This is a genomic window from Enterobacter sp. RHBSTW-00318 (assembly GCF_014101375.1).
Classification (GTDB): domain Bacteria; phylum Pseudomonadota; class Gammaproteobacteria; order Enterobacterales; family Enterobacteriaceae; genus Enterobacter; species Enterobacter ludwigii.
The window spans coordinates 2,648,069-2,665,739 of the sequence record NZ_JABXQH010000001.1 but is presented as its reverse complement, the minus strand read 5'-3'; the positions used below and the strand labels follow the sequence as shown (position 1 = coordinate 2,665,739).

The window sequence follows — 17,671 nt, the reverse complement described above, 5'->3', positions numbered from 1 at the left end:
TTTTTTCTACATCATCACTTCGCTGTGACGCTCCCGGTACTCTTTTGGCGTACTTTCATACTCCTTTCGGAACACCGAATAAAAATATTGCAGCGACGGGTAACCGCACATCTGTGAGATTTCGTTGATCGACAATGAGGTGGAGATCAGCAGGCTGCGTGCTTTCTCCAGTTTCTCGGCGTGGATGACGGCATGAATGGTTTCGCCCACTTCCTCTTTAAACCGCTTCTCCAGATTCGACCGGGAAATACCCACCGAGTCCAGCACCTGATCGACCTTAATCCCTTTGCAGGCGTTGTTGCGAATGTAGTGCATGGCCTGAATAACTGCCGGGTCGCTTAAGGAGCGGTAATCCGTTGAACGGCGTTCGACTACACGGACAGGGGGAACCAGTAAGCGCTGAAGCGGCAACGCTTCTTTATCCAGCAGACGATGCAGTAACTTTGCCGCCTGATAGCCCATCTGACGCGTACCCTGTGCAACGGACGAGAGCGCCACGCGAGAGAGGTAACGCGTCAGCTCCTCGTTATCGATGCCAATGACGCACAGTTTTTCCGGCACCGGAATGTGTAAGTGTTCGCAGACCTGCAAGACGTGGCGGGCACGAGCATCCGTAACGGCAATGATGCCGGTTTGCGGCGGCAGGGTTTGCAGCCAGTCCGCCAGTCGGTTTTGCGCGTGCTGCCAGTTTTCCGGCGCGGTCTCCAGCCCCTGATAAACCACGCCGCGGTACTTCTCCTGCGCGACAAGCTGACAGAAAGCATGTTCGCGCTCAACTGCCCAGCGCTTGCCGCTGGTTGACGGTAAACCATAAAACGCGAAGCGATGGACGCCTTTCTCTTTCAAATGCAGGAAGGCGGTCTCAACCAGCGCATGGTTATCGGTGGCGATATAGTGGACCGGCGGATAGTGCTCGGGCGCATGGTAAGAGCCGCCGACGCCGACAATCGGAACGTCGACGTCAGTCAGCAATTGCTCAATGACGGGGTCGTCGTAGTCAGCGATGACCCCATCGCCCAGCCACTCTTTGATGTTTTCGAGACGGGTTCGGAAATCTTCTTCGATAAAAATATCCCACTCGGATTGCGACGCCTGCAAATATTCACCAACGCCCTCCACCACCTGACGGTCGTAGGCTTTGTTGGCATTGAATAACAACGTGATGCGGTGACGCTTTTCAAACATGGCTAACTTCCCAAATAAGTCACAATATTGTTATCAGGCTCGTCGCTTGGTTGCAGAGTCCATCCAGACTGCCAGCAAAAGAATGGCCCCCTTGACGATATACTGCCAAAACGTCGGGACGTCCATCATACTCATCCCGTTATCCAACGAAGCCATGATAAATGCCCCCATCACCGCGCCTGCCACGCTGCCGACACCGCCTGCGAGGCTGGTGCCGCCAATGACGCAGGCGGCGATAGCATCCAGCTCGGCGATGTTCCCGGCCGAGGGAGAACCCGCCCCCAGACGCGAGCTGAGGATCAACCCGGCGATAGCAACCATCAGGCCGTTAATGGCGAAGACGGCGAGTTTGGTGCGCTCGACGTTGATCCCTGAAAGGCGGGCAGCCTCAAGGTTGCCGCCGATGGCATAAATACGGCGACCAAACGCAGTACGCGTGGCCATAAACATCCCGGCCAGCAGCAACAGTGCCAGCAGCAATACCGGCGTCGGGACACCGCGATAGTCGTTCAGAAGCCAGATTGCGCCCAGTACAATGACCGCAGTGAGTGCCTGACGACCGACTGTGGACGTTGACGCTGGCGATGCCAGACCCAACGCCTGACGGCGCATTCGTCCACGCCACTGCCAGGCCACAAACGCCAGCAACCCAATCACACCGAACGTAAAGCCGACGCTATCGGCGAGGTAGCTCTGACCAATTTGTGACATGGCTGCGCTGGTAGGGGAGACGGTGGTGCCGTTGGTAATGCCAATTAAGATCCCGCGGAAGGCCAGCATCCCCGCCAGCGTGACAATGAACGACGGGACTTTACGGTAGGCAACCCACCAGCCGTTCCAGGCACCCAGCAGCAGACCCAGCACCAGCGTAACCGCAATGGTCAGCGGCAGTGGCCAGCCAAGCCAGACGTCAAAAATGGCCGCCACGCCACCGAGCAGACCCATCATCGACCCTACCGACAGGTCGATTTCCGCCGAGATAATCACGAATACCATGCCCACCGCGAGGATGCCGGTAATGGCGGTCTGACGCAGCAGGTTAGAGACGTTACGCGCGCTTAAGTACGAGCCATCGGTCATCCAGGTAAAGAACAACATGATGGCAATAATCGCCGCGATCATCACGAAAACCTGCAGGTTCAACGCTTTTAGACCGGCAAACGCGCCGGGCGTCGGAACAGCGACTTTAATATCAGACGGATTGCTTTTCGACATGACGTTCGCTCCTTAAAGCGGCTTCCATCACCTGCTCCTGCGTCAGGTTCTGGTTAATCAGATTGGCTTTCAGTTTTCCCTCGTGCATGACCAGCACGCGATCGCTCAGGCCGAGCACTTCGGGTAACTCAGACGAGATGACAATGACGGCAATCCCTTGCTGTACAAGCTGATTAATCAGTTTGTAGATTTCGTACTTGGCGCCGATATCGATCCCACGCGTCGGCTCGTCCAGGATCAATATGCGTGGGTTGAGGAGCAGGCAGCGCGCCAGGATTGCCTTCTGCTGGTTGCCCCCGCTCAGGCGTCCAATGGCCAGTTCCGGGGAGGATGTTTTGACCTTGAGTCTGGCGAGCGACTGGAGAATGCACTGCTGCTCAGCAGCATCATCGAGGCTGCTCAGCGCACCGGAGAACCTATCGAGCGCGGCAAGCGTGATGTTTTTACCCACCGCCATGACCGGGACGATGCCATCTTTCTTGCGATCTTCCGGCACCATGGCGATACCGTGGGCAATCGCCTGCTGGCAGTTCTCGATTTTTACCGGCTGTCCGTCGATAAAAATACGGCCTTCCCAGCGACCCGGCCATACGCCAAACAGGCACTGGACGGCTTCAGTGCGCCCGGCCCCGACTAACCCCGCGATACCGAGGATTTCGCCGCTGTGAAGGGAAAATGAGACGTTATTCACGCGCTTGATGTGGCGGTTAACGGGATGCCACGCGGTGAGGTTTTCCACGCGTAACACTTCGTCACCCGTGGTGTGCGGTTCGTTTGGATAGAGCGCCGTGAGCTCGCGCCCCACCATCATGGTGATAATGTCATCTTCACTCATGCCGGCAGCTTCACGTGTGCCGATGTGCTGACCGTCGCGGATCACACAGATGGTGTCCGAAATGGCTTTTACCTCATTGAGCTTGTGCGAAATGTAGATGCACGCAATGCCGTGGTTTTGCAGATCGCGAATGATATTGAGCAGGACGGCCGTTTCCTGCTCGGTGAGGGAGGCCGTTGGCTCATCGAGGATCAGCAGCCTTACCTGTTTGTTCAGCGCCTTGGCGATTTCAACCAGCTGTTGTTGCCCGAGGCCAAGATCACCGACGCGCGTATCCGGGGAGATCGCGAGACTTACCTGGGCCAGCAGTTTTTCACAGCGTAGCGTCATGGTGTCGTAATCCAGTACGCCATGACGTGAAATTTCGGCCCCCAGAAAAATGTTCTCCAGCACGGTGAGGTGCTTCACCAGCGCCAGCTCCTGGTGGATGATGGCGATGCCTTTGCGTTCGGTATCGCGAATGTGTGTCGCCTGAATCACTTCACCGGCAAAGACAATTTCGCCTTCGTAACTGCCGTGCGGGTAGATCCCACACAACACTTTCATCAACGTCGATTTGCCCGATCCGTTTTCGCCACACAGCGAGACCACTTCGCCGGGATTGAGCCGCAGACTGACGTTGTCGACCGCTTTCACCGCGCCAAAGCGCTTGGTGATGCTTTTCATTTCAAGTAAATAAGGCATAACTGCTCCACATGACCCGAGGGAAGAACAGTACAACTCGATGCGCCCCCGCAGAGCAGGGGCGCGCTGGATTACAGTTCACTCTTCTTGTGGAAACCGTCTTTAATGACGGTGGCGTCAATGTTGTCTTTATTGACTTCAATGGGGGTGAGCAGACGAGCCGGAACATCTTTAAGCCCGTTATTCAGCGTCGCGTCTGCCTTAGGTTGCTTACCATTTCCCAGCTCCACGGCAATTTCCGCCGCCGTATTCGCAAGCTGGGTAATCGGTTTGTAGACGGTCATGGTTTGTGTACCTGCCATGATGCGTTTGACGCCCGCGAGGTCGGCATCCTGACCCGAAATAGCCACTTTTCCTGCTAGCCCCTGGGCGCTGAGTGCCTGGATTGCGCCCCCTGCGGTGGCATCGTTGGATGCGACGACAGCATCGATTTTGTTGTTGTTAGCGGTTAAGGCGTTTTCCATGATTTTCAGCGCGTTTTCTGGCAGCCAGCCATCCGCCCACTGATCGCCGACCACTTTAATCTTACCGCTGTCGATATACGGCTTCAGGACTTTCATTTGCCCTTCGCGGAACAGCTTGGCGTTGTTATCAACCGGCGAGCCGCCCATCAGGAAATAATTGCCCTGAGGTACTTTGTCGATCAGGCTTTTAGCCTGTAATTCACCCACTTTTTCATTGTCGAACGAAATATAATAATCGATATCCGCATTATTAATCATACGGTCATAGGCTAAGACTTTTATGCCTTCTTGTTTGGCTTCTTTAACGACGTTACTTAATACCTGGCCGTTATAAGGGATAATGACCAGCACATCGACGCCGCGGTTGATCATATTCTCAATTTGCGACATTTGCGTTTCTTCGTTGCCGTTCGCGGATTGCACAAACACATTCGCGCCAAGTGATTCCGCTTTTTTCACAAAAATATCGCGATCTTTCTGCCAGCGTTCAAGGCGCAGATCGTCAATCGCCATGCCAATTTTGACTTCCTTGGCATGTCCGGCAAAGCTTGCAAGGAGGAGCGTAGTGCAGAGAGTAAGGGACAGGTTCTTTATCTTCATAATTATAGGGCCTTTTTGTAGGGGTATGTGTTGCTGAGATAAAAGAAACATTCACTGCTGGGACGCTGCAAATTTTTAACGGGGAAAGGCGGGCTGGCAATTACAGATTTTTATCTTCGCATTATGATATTTGGTTTATTTCTGAATTTATGACCGCGATCGAATTTTAAAATACGTAACGTCTTAATTACATTTGATTATGGAAGAGGGACCGAAAAATAGTTTGCCTGCACATTATTTTGCGAGCCAGCGCACAGTTGTGCATTCTCTCAATAGCAGTGTGAAATAACGTAATTGAGCAAGCCAAAATGTCTATTCACTATTACTCCTGTATCAACGACTCGCCGCATACCCTGATTATGGAGCTCAATATGCAAGCTTATTTCGACCAACTCGATCGTGTTCGTTACGAAGGCCCGAAAACAACCAATCCTTTAGCATTTCGTCACTACAACCCGGATGAGCTGGTGCTGGGTAAGCGCATGGAAGATCATTTGCGCTTTGCCGCCTGTTACTGGCATACCTTCTGCTGGAACGGAGCCGATATGTTCGGCGTGGGTTCCTTTGACCGTCCATGGCAGCAGCCGGGTGAGGCCATCGAGCTGGCGAAGCGTAAAGCCGATGTCGCCTTTGAATTCTTCCACAAACTGAACGTGCCCTACTACTGCTTCCATGACGTGGATGTGTCGCCGGAAGGCGCCTCACTGAAAGAGTATCTGAACAATTTCGCGCAGATGGTGGATGTGCTGGCGGCTAAACAGCAGCAAAGCGGCGTGAAGCTGCTGTGGGGCACGGCCAACTGCTTTACCAACCCACGCTATGGCGCGGGTGCGGCAACCAATCCGGATCCGGAAGTGTTTAGCTGGGCGGCAACGCAGGTGGTTACCGCAATGAACGCCACGCATCAGCTGGGCGGCGAAAACTATGTGCTGTGGGGCGGTCGTGAAGGCTATGAAACCCTGCTCAACACCGACCTGCGTCAGGAGCGCGAGCAGATTGGCCGCTTTATGCAGATGGTGGTCGACCATAAACACAAAATCGGTTTCCGCGGTACGCTGCTGATCGAACCGAAGCCTCAGGAACCTACTAAGCACCAGTACGACTACGACGTTGCTACCGTGTACGGCTTCCTGAAACAGTTCGGCCTGGAAAAAGAGATCAAAGTTAACATTGAAGCCAACCATGCCACGCTGGGCGGCCACTCTTTCCATCACGAGATCGCGTCTGCTATCGCGCTGGGTATCTTCGGTTCTGTTGATGCTAACCGCGGCGATGCGCAACTGGGTTGGGATACCGACCAGTTCCCGAACAGCGTGGAAGAGAATGCGCTGGTGATGTATGAAATTATCAAAGCGGGTGGTTTCACCACCGGCGGGCTGAACTTCGATGCCAAAGTGCGCCGTCAGAGCACCGACAAATACGACCTGTTCTACGGCCATATTGGCGCAATGGATACCATGGCGCTGGCGCTGAAAGTCGCCGCCCGTATGATTGAAGACGGTGAACTGGATAAACGTGTCGCGAAACGTTATAGCGGCTGGAACAGTGAGCTGGGTCAGCAAATTTTGAAAGGCCAGTTATCGCTTGCGGACGTCGCGAAGTACGCTGAACAGCATCAACTGGCGCCGCAGCATCAGAGCGGGCATCAGGAGCTGTTGGAAAACCTGGTTAATCACTACCTGTTCGATAAATAACAGCGAGTAGATAATAACGTAAGCCCGGTAAGCGTCGCGCCACCGGGCATTTCTGTTAAAGGAGTCACCGAATGTATATCGGGATTGATCTTGGCACATCGGGTGTGAAAGCCATCCTGTTAAGCGAGCAGGGCGACGTGTTAGCAACGCAGACAGAAAAGCTGCAGGTCTCACGTCCGCATCCGCTATGGTCGGAACAGGATCCGGAGCAGTGGTGGCTGGCAACGGATCGTGCAATCAAAGCGCTAGGTGAACAGCACAGTCTGCGTGACGTAAAAGCCCTCGGCATTGCCGGGCAAATGCACGGCGCGACGTTACTGGACAGTCAGCATCACGTTCTGCGACCGGCCATTCTCTGGAACGATGGTCGCTGTGCGGAAGAGTGCGCACTCCTTGAAGAGCGAGTACCCACCTCCCGCAGTATTACCGGCAACCTGATGATGCCCGGTTTTACCGCACCAAAGTTACTGTGGGTACACCGCCATGAGCCGGAAATTTTCCGTCAGGTGGCGAAAGTTTTACTGCCAAAAGATTATCTGCGTTTTCGCATGACGGGTGATTTCGCCAGCGACATGTCCGACGCTGCCGGCACGATGTGGCTCGACGTGGCCAAACGTGACTGGAGCGAGGCCATGCTCGATGCCTGCCATCTGACTCGCGAACATATGCCAGCGCTCTATGAGGGCAGTGAGATAACGGGTACCTTACAGCCTGCCGTCGCAGAACGCTGGAATATGCCCGCTGTCCCGGTGGTGGCCGGTGGCGGTGACAACGCGGCGGGTGCCGTGGGGGTCGGGATGGTGGAAGCCGGGCAGGCGATGCTTTCGCTGGGAACGTCTGGCGTCTATTTTGCGGTCAGCGATGGTTATCGCAGTAATCCTGAAAGTGCCGTTCACAGTTTCTGCCATGCGCTGCCGGGAAAATGGCATCTGATGTCGGTTATGTTGAGCGCCGCCTCTTGCCTTGACTGGGCCGCGAAACTGACCGGGATGGCTGATGTTCCGGCACTGATTGCTGCTGCACAGCAGGCGGATGAAAGTGCGGGTACCGTCTGGTTTTTACCCTATCTTTCCGGCGAGCGCACGCCGCATAACAACCCGGAAGCGAAAGGGGTATTCTTTGGGTTAACCCATCAGCATGGTCCGGCGGAACTGGCTCGTGCCGTTCTGGAAGGCGTGGGATATGCCCTGGCGGACGGAATGGACGTGGTGCATGACTGCGGTGTGACGCCGGCGAGTATCACCCTGATTGGCGGCGGTGCGCGTAGCAGCTACTGGCGCCAGATGCTGTCTGATATCAGCGGACTGCAGCTCGATTTTCGTACCGGTGGTGATGTGGGGCCTGCGCTCGGTGCAGCGCGACTGGCACAGATTGCCATGAACCCGGAAACGCCGCTTTCTCAGCTGTTACCGCAGCTTCAACTGGAACAGGCGCATCTGCCTGATGCGGCACGTCATGCGCGTTATGCGCAAAGACGCGAGGTCTTTCGCAAAATCTACCAACAGCTGCTGCCGCTGATGTCGTAAATACGGTTGTCTGTCAGAGGCACGAGGTTGTCCTTTTTTGGTCTGTGCGGGCCTTTATTTCCTTGCCAGTATGGTGTCATACCCACTGGCGAGGAGATTCAACATGTCACGTACTGCATTAATCAACATCGATACTCAGCAGTCTTTTCATCATCGTCATTACTGGCAGGAGGACGAGATTCCTGCCTTTCAGCAGGCGATGCTGGGGCTGATTGAGGGCTGCCAGGCGCGTGGCATTCCTGTCGTTGATATTTTCCATGTAGATGAAGACGGTCCGTTCACACTGCAAAGCGGCTATGTCAAACCGATGGCCTTTTTACGTCATCAGCCGGACGTGGTCTTCCAGAAACACGTCCATAATGCGTTCACGGATACCGGGCTTGACCGCTGGCTGCGTGAGCGAGACATTAATCAGCTCATCGTGTGCGGCATTCGCACGGAACAATGCTGTGAAACCACTGCGCGGGTGGCATCCGATCTGGGCTATGCTGTGACCTTCGTTAGCGAGGCAATGCTCACGTTTCCAATGACGCACAAGGGGATAACCCTGAGCGCAGAGGAACTGCGCCATCGTACCGAGACGGTACTGGCCGGGCGGTTTGCCGACATTAAAACGGTTGCGGAGACGCTGGAGTCACTGTAATGAGCATCGACGTCTGGTTTGTGATGTTGCCCGGGGTGCTGTCATTAGACATGACGGGCCCGGCAGAGACCTTTGTGCTGGCAGGGGACGCGTTTCGCCTGCATTACATTGGTCCGCAGGCAGAGGTTCCGACGTCGATTGGTCTGATGATGGGCGGTATTCAGCCGCTGCCGGAAAGCCTGCCTGAGGGCAGTTTGCTGGTGCTGCCGGGGGTAAGCGACTCCCGCTTTCAGTTTTCAACGCCGCAGGCGCAGTTGATTCAGCACTGGTTAATGCGCCTGCAGCCGCACATTCATCGTCAGGATATCACCGTCATGTGCGTCTGTTCAGGGGCGTTGCTGGCGGCAAAATCGGGCTTGCTGAATCACCGGCAGTGCACAACGCATCATGACGTTATAAGCCGTTTGCGTACGGCGGCTCCGACGGCAATCATCAAAGAAAACCGGATCTTCGTGCAGGATGAGAATATCTGGACCAGCGCCGGCATCACCTCGGGCATCGACCTGGCGCTGCATATGATTAACCGCCTGTGTGGCGCAGAAAAAGCGCTGGCCGTGGCGCGCGAAATGGTGGTCTGGTTTCGTCGCTCCGGGGACGATCCCCAGCTGTCGCCATGGTTACGCTACCGCAATCATCTTCACCCGGCCATTCATCGCGCGCAGGATGCGCTTACCACCGAGCCGCACAAAGCCTGGGCTTTACCCGAGATTGCCGCTCTGGCGCATGTCAGCCCGCGCCATTTAACGCGGCTTTTTCAGACGCATTTAGGGATAAGCGTTCGCGACTATCTGGAGCAGTTGCGTCTGGCGGTGGCTGAACAGTGGCTGTTGCAAGGGCGTGGCGTGGAACAGGCCTCACTGGCCGCGGGGTTTTCCTCCCCGCGCCAGTATCATCGTGCCCGACAGCGCAGCGTTAACTGACGAAGCGGCGGGTGTCGACCTTCTGCAGCAGCATTGACAGCAGCAGGCTCGCCATCAGCGTGACGGTGAAAATCCAGAGGATATCCAGCACCGGCCAGCTTTTGAACTCGACCCCTCTCGTTCTCAGGGCGTGGATCACCAGCGCGTGAAAACCGTATATTCCGAGCGAGTGCCGGGAGATAACGCTCAGCACCGGAAGGGGGCGTGCGTTCAGGGTGTTTTTGACGAGCGTAAGCAGGGATACGGCACAGATGAAGACCATCGGGCCGCAATACAGGTACCAGGTATCGGCAAAATTGCCGCGCCATTGCAGTTCATGCAGCGTCCCACGCGAAATCACGATCACGCCGATGATAAACAGCGCTGCACATAGCCCGTTCATGCCGCGTTTTTGGGTGTCCATCATCCCGATAGCTCGCCCCAGCATGCCGTAGAGTACGTAGTAAAAGGTATCGCCGTTGATATAGAGATTGACCGGTAACCATTCAAAACCATCAATTTTCTGCGAGACCGTATTCGGGTTGGCTATGATGCCAATGACCACCATCAGCGCCAGCAGCATTTTCCCGCTCACGGTTTTCACCTGAATCAGTGGGGAAACCAGATAGATAACGATAATGGCGAAGAAAAACCACAGATGGTAGAAGACGGGTTTTTGCAGAAGGTATTTGAGAGATAGCCCGGCGTTAATCGAGGTGAACAGGGTGATATAGAGCAAGGCCACGGCGCTGTAGAAGCCCAGGCAGGCGGCGATGCGGATAAAATGACGCGGTTGCGCGCTACGCTCGCCAAAAAAGAGAAAGCCGGAAATCATAAAGAACAACGGCACACTGACCCGCGACGCGGAGTTAAGAATATTGGCTATATCCCAGTTAACAGGGCTGATACTGTGCGCATTGGTGACATACCAGGTCGTCGTGTGGATCATGACCACCATCAGACACGCTATTCCTCGCAGATTATCAATCCAGCTAATTTTTGACGACATCAGTTCCTCATCATCCCTTGTAAATTCAGTGTGACTGCGATTGTATTGAAGCCTCTCTCTGGAAAATTCTGAGTTTTATTGAGCAGCCTTGTTTGAAAGCCGCGAGGTTCGCAGAATGCCAGGGCATAATCTATAAAAGCTTTGCTACTAAAAATAACAGCCACTGAACAGGGCGGTAATAAAAATGATGATGAAGCGTGCGGCGTCACTCTTTCTGCTGTTTATCCTGGCAGGATGCAGTACGCCACCCTCTGCACCCGTGCAAAAAGCACAGCAGGGAAAAATCAGCCCGGAACGCTCCCTGAATATGGAGCAGTTCTGTAAGGATCAGGCTGCGCGCCGCTATAACTCGGATGCGCAGAACATTGATGTCACCGGATTTGAGCGATTCCAGGGGAGTTATGAGCTGAAAGGCCATACGTCCCGTAAAGAGGGCTTTGTCTGTTCGTTTGACGCAGACGGTCAGTTTTTAAATCTCTCCATGCGCTAAGCCGCTCGCATAATCAACAGCCAGACGCCGGCAGCTGCCTGGCGTGGTGGCTTATTTCCCCAATTTTCCCTAAACAAACCCGTTTCGTACTGTATATCTTGCAGGCAGCGGGTATACTGGTCCCTTCCATTTAAAACCACACGTATCCAGCACGACATACTATGCAAAAGTTTGATACCAAGACCTTCCAGGGCCTGATCCTGACCTTACAGGATTACTGGGCTCGTCAGGGCTGTACCATTGTTCAACCTTTGGACATGGAAGTAGGCGCAGGCACTTCACACCCAATGACCAGCTTACGCGCGTTGGGGCCGGAGCCAATGGCGACTGCTTATGTGCAACCTTCACGTCGTCCGACCGATGGCCGTTACGGCGAAAACCCGAACCGTCTGCAGCATTACTATCAGTTCCAGGTGGTGATTAAGCCATCGCCAGACAACATTCAGGAACTGTACCTCGGGTCACTGAAAGAGCTGGGTATGGATCCAACCATTCACGATATCCGTTTTGTGGAAGATAACTGGGAGAACCCAACGCTGGGTGCCTGGGGTCTGGGTTGGGAAGTGTGGCTGAATGGTATGGAAGTAACGCAGTTCACTTACTTCCAGCAGGTTGGCGGTCTGGAATGTAAACCGATTACCGGCGAAATCACCTACGGTCTGGAACGTCTGGCCATGTATATTCAGGGCGTAGACAGCGTTTACGACCTGGTCTGGAGCGACGGCCCGCTGGGTAAAACCACCTACGGCGACGTGTTCCATCAGAACGAAGTGGAGCAATCCACTTATAACTTCGAATACGCGGATGTGGACTTCTTGTTCACCTGCTTCGAGCAGTACGAGAAAGAAGCGCAGCAGTTGCTGGCGCTGGAGTCTCCGCTGCCGCTTCCTGCTTACGAGCGTATTCTGAAGGCCGCCCACAGCTTCAACCTGCTGGATGCCCGCAAAGCCATCTCCGTGACTGAACGTCAGCGCTACATTCTGCGTATTCGTACCCTGACCAAAGCCGTTGCAGAAGCGTACTATGCGTCCCGTGAAGCCCTTGGCTTCCCGATGTGCAACCGAAACAAATAAGAGGCGGCCATGTCTGAGAAAACTTTCCTGGTGGAAATTGGCACCGAAGAGCTGCCACCAAAAGCCCTGCGCAGCCTGGCTGAATCTTTTGCTGCGAACGTGACTGCTGAGCTGGATAACGCTGGCCTGGCACACGGTAAAATTGAATGGTTTGCTGCTCCGCGTCGTCTGGCGCTGAAAGTGGCGAACCTGGCGGCGTCTCAGCCGGATCGTGAAGTTGAAAAACGTGGCCCGGCGATTGCTCAGGCGTTTGATGCTGAAGGCAAGCCAAGCAAAGCGGCTGAAGGCTGGGCGCGTGGTTGTGGTATCACCGTCGATCAGGCTGAGCGTCTGACCACCGATAAAGGCGAGTGGCTGCTGTACCGTGCACATGTGAAAGGTGAAAGTGCGCAAGCGCTGCTGCCTGACATGATCGCCACGTCGCTGGCCAGGCTGCCGATTCCAAAACTGATGCGCTGGGGCGCAAGCGACGTGCACTTCGTACGTCCTGTGCACACCGTGACGCTGCTGCTGGGCGATACCGTTATTCCGGCTACCATCCTGGGTGTGGCGTCCGATCGGGTGATCCGTGGGCACCGCTTCATGGGCGAGCCTGAGTTCACCATCGACAATGCTGACCAGTATCCGCAGATCCTGCTGGAGCGCGGTAAAGTTATTGCTGACTACGAACAGCGTAAAGCCAAAATCAAGGCGGATGCGGAAGACGCGGCGCGTAAGATTGGCGGTAAAGCGGATCTGAGCGACAGCCTGCTGGAAGAAGTAACCTCTCTGGTTGAATGGCCAGTGGTACTGACCGCGAAGTTCGAAGAGAAATTCCTGGCCGTGCCGGCTGAAGCGCTGGTGTACACCATGAAGGGTGACCAGAAGTACTTCCCGGTTTACGCCAACGACGGCAAGCTGCTGCCAAACTTCATCTTCGTGGCGAACATTGAATCAAAAGATCCGATCCAGATTATCTCCGGTAACGAGAAAGTGGTGCGTCCACGTCTGGCGGATGCCGAGTTCTTCTTCAACACCGACCGTAAAAAGCGTCTGGAAGATCACCTGCCACGTCTGCAGACCGTGCTGTTCCAGCAACAGCTGGGTACGCTGCGCGACAAGACTGACCGTATTGCGGAGCTGTCTGGCTGGATCGCACGTGAAATCGGTGCGGATGTGAACCACGCAACGCGTGCGGGTTTACTGTCCAAGTGTGACCTGATGACCAACATGGTGTTCGAATTTACTGACACCCAGGGTGTGATGGGGATGCACTACGCGCGTCACGACGGTGAAGCGGAAGATGTGGCCGTGGCCCTGAACGAGCAGTATCAGCCGCGTTTCGCGGGTGACGCGCTGCCGTCTAATCCGGTGGCTTGTGCGGTCGCGATTGCCGATAAGATGGACACCCTTGCAGGTATCTTTGGCATCGGCCAGCATCCAAAAGGCGACAAAGACCCGTTTGCGCTGCGTCGTGCTGCCCTGGGCGTGCTGCGTATCATCGTTGAAAAGAACCTGAACCTGGATCTGCAGACCCTGACTGAAGAAGCGGTACGTCTGTACGGTGATAAGCTGACCAACGCCAACGTGGTCGACGATGTGATCGACTTTATGCTTGGTCGCTTCCGTGCGTGGTATCAGGACGAAGGTTACACCGTCGATACCATTCAGGCGGTACTGGCACGTCGTCCAACCCGTCCGGCAGATTTCGATGCGCGTATGAAGGCGGTTTCCCACTTCCGTACGCTGGAAGCTGCATCCGCACTGGCCGCGGCTAACAAGCGTGTCTCTAACATTCTGGCGAAATCCGACGAAACGCTGAACGAGCGTGTCAACGCTGCGACGCTGAAAGAGCCAGAAGAGATCGCCCTGGCGATGCAGGTTGTGGTACTGCGTGACAAGCTGGAGCCGTATTTCGCCGAAGGCCGCTACCAGGAAGCCCTGGTGGAGCTGGCGGAACTGCGTGATGTCATCGATGCCTTCTTCGAGAAAGTGATGGTGAACGTGGAAGATAAAGAGCTGCGTATCAACCGTCTCTCTATGCTCGAAAAACTGCGTGAGCTGTTCCTGCGCGTGGCGGATATTTCGCTGCTGCAGTAACGTGCATGTGCCCGGTGACGGGCCAGCAGATGAGAAAAACCCGCTTCGGCGGGTTTTTTTATGTCTCGTTTTTTTGTGTACCAGCTAAGCGCAGTGCAATCGCCTAAAAATTCACCTTGAAATGGTCAGCAAATTACCGTTATCCTGTTTCTCGTTATATTTCTCCCTCAGGAGCGCATCCCGAAAATGAACAAACACGACTGATGAATTTCGATCCTTGCTAAACGCGACCGCGTCGGCAGGGGATGTTTTGATTTCATTCAGGAGTGCTTATGGCTCATTTTGCGCAATCCCCTTCTTTTATTTTGCATCAGGTGACCTGTCAGTTTGCGACGGGCGATACCCTTTTTGGTCCGCTGAATCTTTCTCTGGCGCCGTCACTGTGCGCGCTGGTTGGCCGCAACGGCAGCGGTAAAACACGTCTGCTACGTTTGCTGGCGGGGTGTGATGAACCTGCCAGCGGTCATATCGAACGTTTTGCAACGCACGCTTATGTGGCACAACAGCCCGATATCACCCCGCGAACCACGCTTGCTGAGCTGCTGGGGTATGAGGCGATTTTTGCGGCGCGTAAGCGCATCGACAGCGGTGACTACCAGCCCGATGATTTGGCGTTACTCGACGGACACTGGGATGTAGCAGAACGCCTGAGCGAGGCGTTTCTCCATGCAAAACTTCCATCATTTGACCCGGATAAATCAGCCATGGAACTCAGTGGCGGCGAGCGCATTCGCGCGTTGCTCTGTGGCGCGTTTACGGCTGATGCGGATTATCTGCTGCTGGACGAACCCACCAACCATCTCGACCGGCAGGGACGTGAGTGGTTCTACGACCAGCTCGCCCGTTATCAGGGGGGCGTGCTGGTCGCCTCCCACGACCGTGAACTGCTGGCGAAGGTACCGCGTATTCTTGAACTGAGCGCCTCGGGTCTTCGCCACTACGGTGGCAGTTACGACGACTATACGCATCAGCGGGACGCCGAACAGCAGGCAGCCCGTGCGGCACTGGAACATGCGGCAACAGAACGCAAACGCACCCGCGCGCGGATGCAAAAAGAGCATGACGAAAGCCAGCGGCGTTCGGCGAAGACGTTACGTACGGTCGATAACCTTAATATCGCCTCGTTCGAGCGGGTCAAATACAAAATGGCCGCCAAAGAGCGCATTGGCGCCTGGAAAAAACAGCATGGCGATCAACATGAAGCGCTGAATGCCGCGGTGAATAAGGCCCGGGAGCGAGTTGAAGAGGAGAATCCGGTGATGTTCACGTTGCCTGGAAGCCAGATTGCTGAGGGGAAACAGGTGCTGGTGATGGAGGGGCTGGTGCTGCCGCACGTCACTCTCCCGCCGACCAACTGGCGGATGGACGGACCGATGCGCGTGGCGCTAAAAGGGCCAAACGGCTGCGGTAAATCGACGCTTTTAAAAGCCATTCTCGGCGAAGTGGCTCCGCTCTCAGGAACGTGTAAGGTATCGGTAAACTGCGCTTATCTCGATCAACATCTGTCGCAGCTCGATCTTTCGCAGTCGGTGATGGCGCATCTCAATCTGAGTCATACACCTCTGGAAGAGGGTGTGCTGCGAACCCGTTTAGCGCAGCTTCAGCTGGGCGCCGACAAAGTGGCGCTTCCGCTGGCTGAGCTGAGCGGCGGGGAACGTCTCAAGGCTGCTCTGGCCTGTGTCTTGTGGCGTGAGGACGCTACGCAGCTTTTACTGCTGGATGAACCGACCAACCATCTGGATCTGGCCTCGGTCGAGGCGATTGAAGCCGCACTGGCCGGTTTCCCCGGGGCATTGCTGGTGGTTTCTCACGATGAGGCTTTTTTGCGGGGGTTAGCATTGACGCATGAACTGGTCTGGGAAGAGGCGGGTTGGTGGTGTGCCCCCCTTTAAAACACAAGCCCCCGCAAAGGCGGGGGCGGTAACTCACTTTACTGCATCATGCTATATGCTTGCTGAGTGCAGGGTTGGCCTGAATCAGGCGCATCAGCTTTAGCTCGGTTGGGGTGGGTTTTTCGCGTTTTGACTCCCACTCCTGCACCATAGCCACGCTGACACCCATCGCTCTGGCGAATTCTTCAGTTTTTAATCCAGTCCCTTTGCGCAATTGCTCATATTCTTTAAAGGGATTGGATCTTTGTTGCAGGGTTAACGTCTGCGGTACATCTTTAAAAATAATCTGTTCCAGGCTGCTCAGCAGCTCAAGCTCAGGATCTTTATATTCCATTGAGGACTCCTCTTAAATCACATACCGGGATCAAGAACATCAGAGAGCCTGTTAAGAATAGTCCCTAATACAAACGACGGATCGTCACGGATGTGATTAATCGTGCGGTAACGATCGCTTTATGCGTTTCAGCCGTTGCCAGGGTGAGACTAATTACCTGATTACGCTTATGTCGGCTTCGCCAGGTATTTTTTTGTAAATAGTAAGAAATAAAACGGCAATAGCCGTTTTGCATGAAAAGAGTATCTTGCAGGGCTGACCTGGACTATCCTTGTCAGCGTCGGGCACGCATGTGCCGGTGTGCGCTTTTTTGGGTGAAAGGAGTAATGAAATGGCGACAGGAAAGTCCTGCTCTCGCTGGTTTGCGCCTATTGCGGCGTTGTTGATGGTTGTTAGCCTGAGTGGGTGTTTTGATAAAGAAGGCGATCAGCGCAAAGCGTTTATCGATTTTCTACAGAATACGGTGATGCGCAGCGGTGAACGGTTGCCGACGCTGACTGCGGATCAGAAAAAACAGTTTGGCCCCTTCGTGTCTGATTACGCCATTCTTTATGGTTATTCACAGCAGGTGAGCCAGGCGATGGATTCCGGTATCCGTCCGGTTGTGGATAGCGTGAACGCTATTCGCGTCCCGCAGGATTACATGACGCAACGTGAACCGCTGCGCCAGTCCAACGGTGCGCTCGGCGTGCTGAGCCAACAGCTGCAGAATGCGAAAATGCAGGCGGACGCGTCACGTTCCGCGCTGAAGCAGGGCGACGATCTCAAACCGGTCTTCGACAAAGTGTATGAGAAAGTGGTGTCGAAACCTTCTGAAGCGATGCAACCGCTGATCCCAGCCGCGCAAATTTTCACGCAGCAGCTGGTTCAGGTGGGGGACTTCATCTCCCAGCAGGGCACTCAGGTGAGCTTTGTGGCCAACGGTATTCAGTTCCCGACCTCGCAGCAGGCAAGCCAGTATAATGCGCTGATTGGGCCATTGGCCTCCCAGCACCAGGCCTTTAGTCAGGCGTGGAGTGCAGCGGTCGCTGCCACAGAATAAATCGGAA

General features: G+C 54.8%; 15 protein-coding genes. 9 read left to right on the top strand and 6 right to left on the bottom strand.

What is annotated here, in order from left to right:
- Nucleotides 1-6: 6 nt before the first annotated feature.
- The 4 genes from xylR to xylF all read right to left on the bottom strand — a co-directional run bounded on the left by xylR (nucleotide 7) and on the right by xylF (nucleotide 4,983).
- Nucleotides 7-1,185 carry a D-xylose utilization transcriptional activator XylR gene (gene xylR, locus HV157_RS13230; RefSeq protein ID WP_020882649.1) on the bottom strand — a complete coding sequence of 393 codons (1,179 nt, stop codon included), beginning with the start codon at nucleotides 1,183-1,185 and terminating at the stop codon, nucleotides 7-9.
- Nucleotides 1,186-1,218: 33 nt separating this feature from the next.
- The gene (gene xylH / locus HV157_RS13225) at nucleotides 1,219-2,400 is read right to left on the bottom strand and encodes a xylose ABC transporter permease XylH (protein WP_014168116.1); all 1,182 of its coding nucleotides are present in this window, start codon (nucleotides 2,398-2,400) and stop codon (nucleotides 1,219-1,221) included.
- On the bottom strand, nucleotides 2,378-3,919 hold the full coding sequence (locus HV157_RS13220) for a xylose ABC transporter ATP-binding protein (RefSeq protein ID WP_086533114.1): 1,542 nt from the start codon (nucleotides 3,917-3,919) through the stop codon (nucleotides 2,378-2,380). Before HV157_RS13220 ends, xylH begins: the two co-directional genes overlap by 23 nt.
- 71 nt (nucleotides 3,920-3,990) lie before the next feature.
- The gene (xylF, locus tag HV157_RS13215; protein WP_032679983.1) at nucleotides 3,991-4,983 is read right to left on the bottom strand and encodes a D-xylose ABC transporter substrate-binding protein; all 993 of its coding nucleotides are present in this window, start codon (nucleotides 4,981-4,983) and stop codon (nucleotides 3,991-3,993) included.
- Nucleotides 4,984-5,354: 371 nt separating this feature from the next.
- Between xylF and xylA the strand changes: the two genes are divergently transcribed.
- The 4 genes from xylA to HV157_RS13195 all read left to right on the top strand — a co-directional run bounded on the left by xylA (nucleotide 5,355) and on the right by HV157_RS13195 (nucleotide 9,766).
- On the top strand, nucleotides 5,355-6,677 hold the full coding sequence (gene xylA, locus HV157_RS13210; RefSeq protein ID WP_182268644.1) for a xylose isomerase: 1,323 nt from the start codon (nucleotides 5,355-5,357) through the stop codon (nucleotides 6,675-6,677).
- 71 nt (nucleotides 6,678-6,748) lie between these two features.
- Nucleotides 6,749-8,203 (top strand): xylulokinase, encoded by a 1,455-nt coding sequence (gene xylB / locus HV157_RS13205; protein WP_014168120.1) that lies wholly within the window; start codon nucleotides 6,749-6,751, stop codon nucleotides 8,201-8,203.
- Nucleotides 8,204-8,306: 103 nt separating this feature from the next.
- Complete coding sequence (locus HV157_RS13200) at nucleotides 8,307-8,846, top strand: isochorismatase family protein (protein WP_182268102.1); 540 nt, start codon at nucleotides 8,307-8,309, stop codon at nucleotides 8,844-8,846.
- A complete protein-coding gene (locus HV157_RS13195; RefSeq protein ID WP_014168122.1) occupies nucleotides 8,846-9,766 on the top strand; it encodes a helix-turn-helix domain-containing protein in 921 nt (306 codons plus the stop codon). Before HV157_RS13200 ends, HV157_RS13195 begins: the two co-directional genes overlap by 1 nt.
- On the opposite strand, the gene HV157_RS13190 is transcribed toward HV157_RS13195, so the two are convergent.
- Nucleotides 9,759-10,754 (bottom strand): acyltransferase, encoded by a 996-nt coding sequence (locus HV157_RS13190; protein WP_020882643.1) that lies wholly within the window; start codon nucleotides 10,752-10,754, stop codon nucleotides 9,759-9,761. The genes HV157_RS13195 and HV157_RS13190 overlap by 8 nt on opposite strands.
- A gap of 184 nt (nucleotides 10,755-10,938) precedes the next feature.
- Between HV157_RS13190 and HV157_RS13185 the strand changes: the two genes are divergently transcribed.
- The 4 genes from HV157_RS13185 to HV157_RS13170 all read left to right on the top strand — a co-directional run bounded on the left by HV157_RS13185 (nucleotide 10,939) and on the right by HV157_RS13170 (nucleotide 16,288).
- Nucleotides 10,939-11,244, top strand: a complete 306-nt coding sequence (locus HV157_RS13185) for a YsaB family lipoprotein (RefSeq protein WP_182268103.1) — start codon at nucleotides 10,939-10,941, stop codon at nucleotides 11,242-11,244.
- Nucleotides 11,245-11,405: 161 nt separating this feature from the next.
- Nucleotides 11,406-12,317, top strand: coding sequence for a glycine--tRNA ligase subunit alpha (gene glyQ / locus HV157_RS13180; protein WP_014168125.1), 912 nt, complete (start codon nucleotides 11,406-11,408; stop codon nucleotides 12,315-12,317).
- A 9-nt stretch (nucleotides 12,318-12,326) separates the two neighbouring features.
- Nucleotides 12,327-14,396 (top strand): glycine--tRNA ligase subunit beta, encoded by a 2,070-nt coding sequence (gene glyS / locus HV157_RS13175; protein ID WP_014168126.1) that lies wholly within the window; start codon nucleotides 12,327-12,329, stop codon nucleotides 14,394-14,396.
- A gap of 272 nt (nucleotides 14,397-14,668) precedes the next feature.
- Nucleotides 14,669-16,288 carry an ABC-F family ATP-binding cassette domain-containing protein gene (locus HV157_RS13170; RefSeq protein WP_182268104.1) on the top strand — a complete coding sequence of 540 codons (1,620 nt, stop codon included), beginning with the start codon at nucleotides 14,669-14,671 and terminating at the stop codon, nucleotides 16,286-16,288.
- A gap of 46 nt (nucleotides 16,289-16,334) precedes the next feature.
- Here the strand turns inward: HV157_RS13170 and HV157_RS13165 are convergent, their stop codons facing one another.
- Nucleotides 16,335-16,622, bottom strand: coding sequence for an HTH-type transcriptional regulator (locus HV157_RS13165; protein WP_014168128.1), 288 nt, complete (start codon nucleotides 16,620-16,622; stop codon nucleotides 16,335-16,337).
- Nucleotides 16,623-16,953: 331 nt separating this feature from the next.
- Between HV157_RS13165 and HV157_RS13160 the strand changes: the two genes are divergently transcribed.
- On the top strand, nucleotides 16,954-17,664 hold the full coding sequence (locus HV157_RS13160) for a DUF3053 domain-containing protein (RefSeq protein ID WP_020882641.1): 711 nt from the start codon (nucleotides 16,954-16,956) through the stop codon (nucleotides 17,662-17,664).
- Nucleotides 17,665-17,671 lie beyond the last annotated feature (7 nt).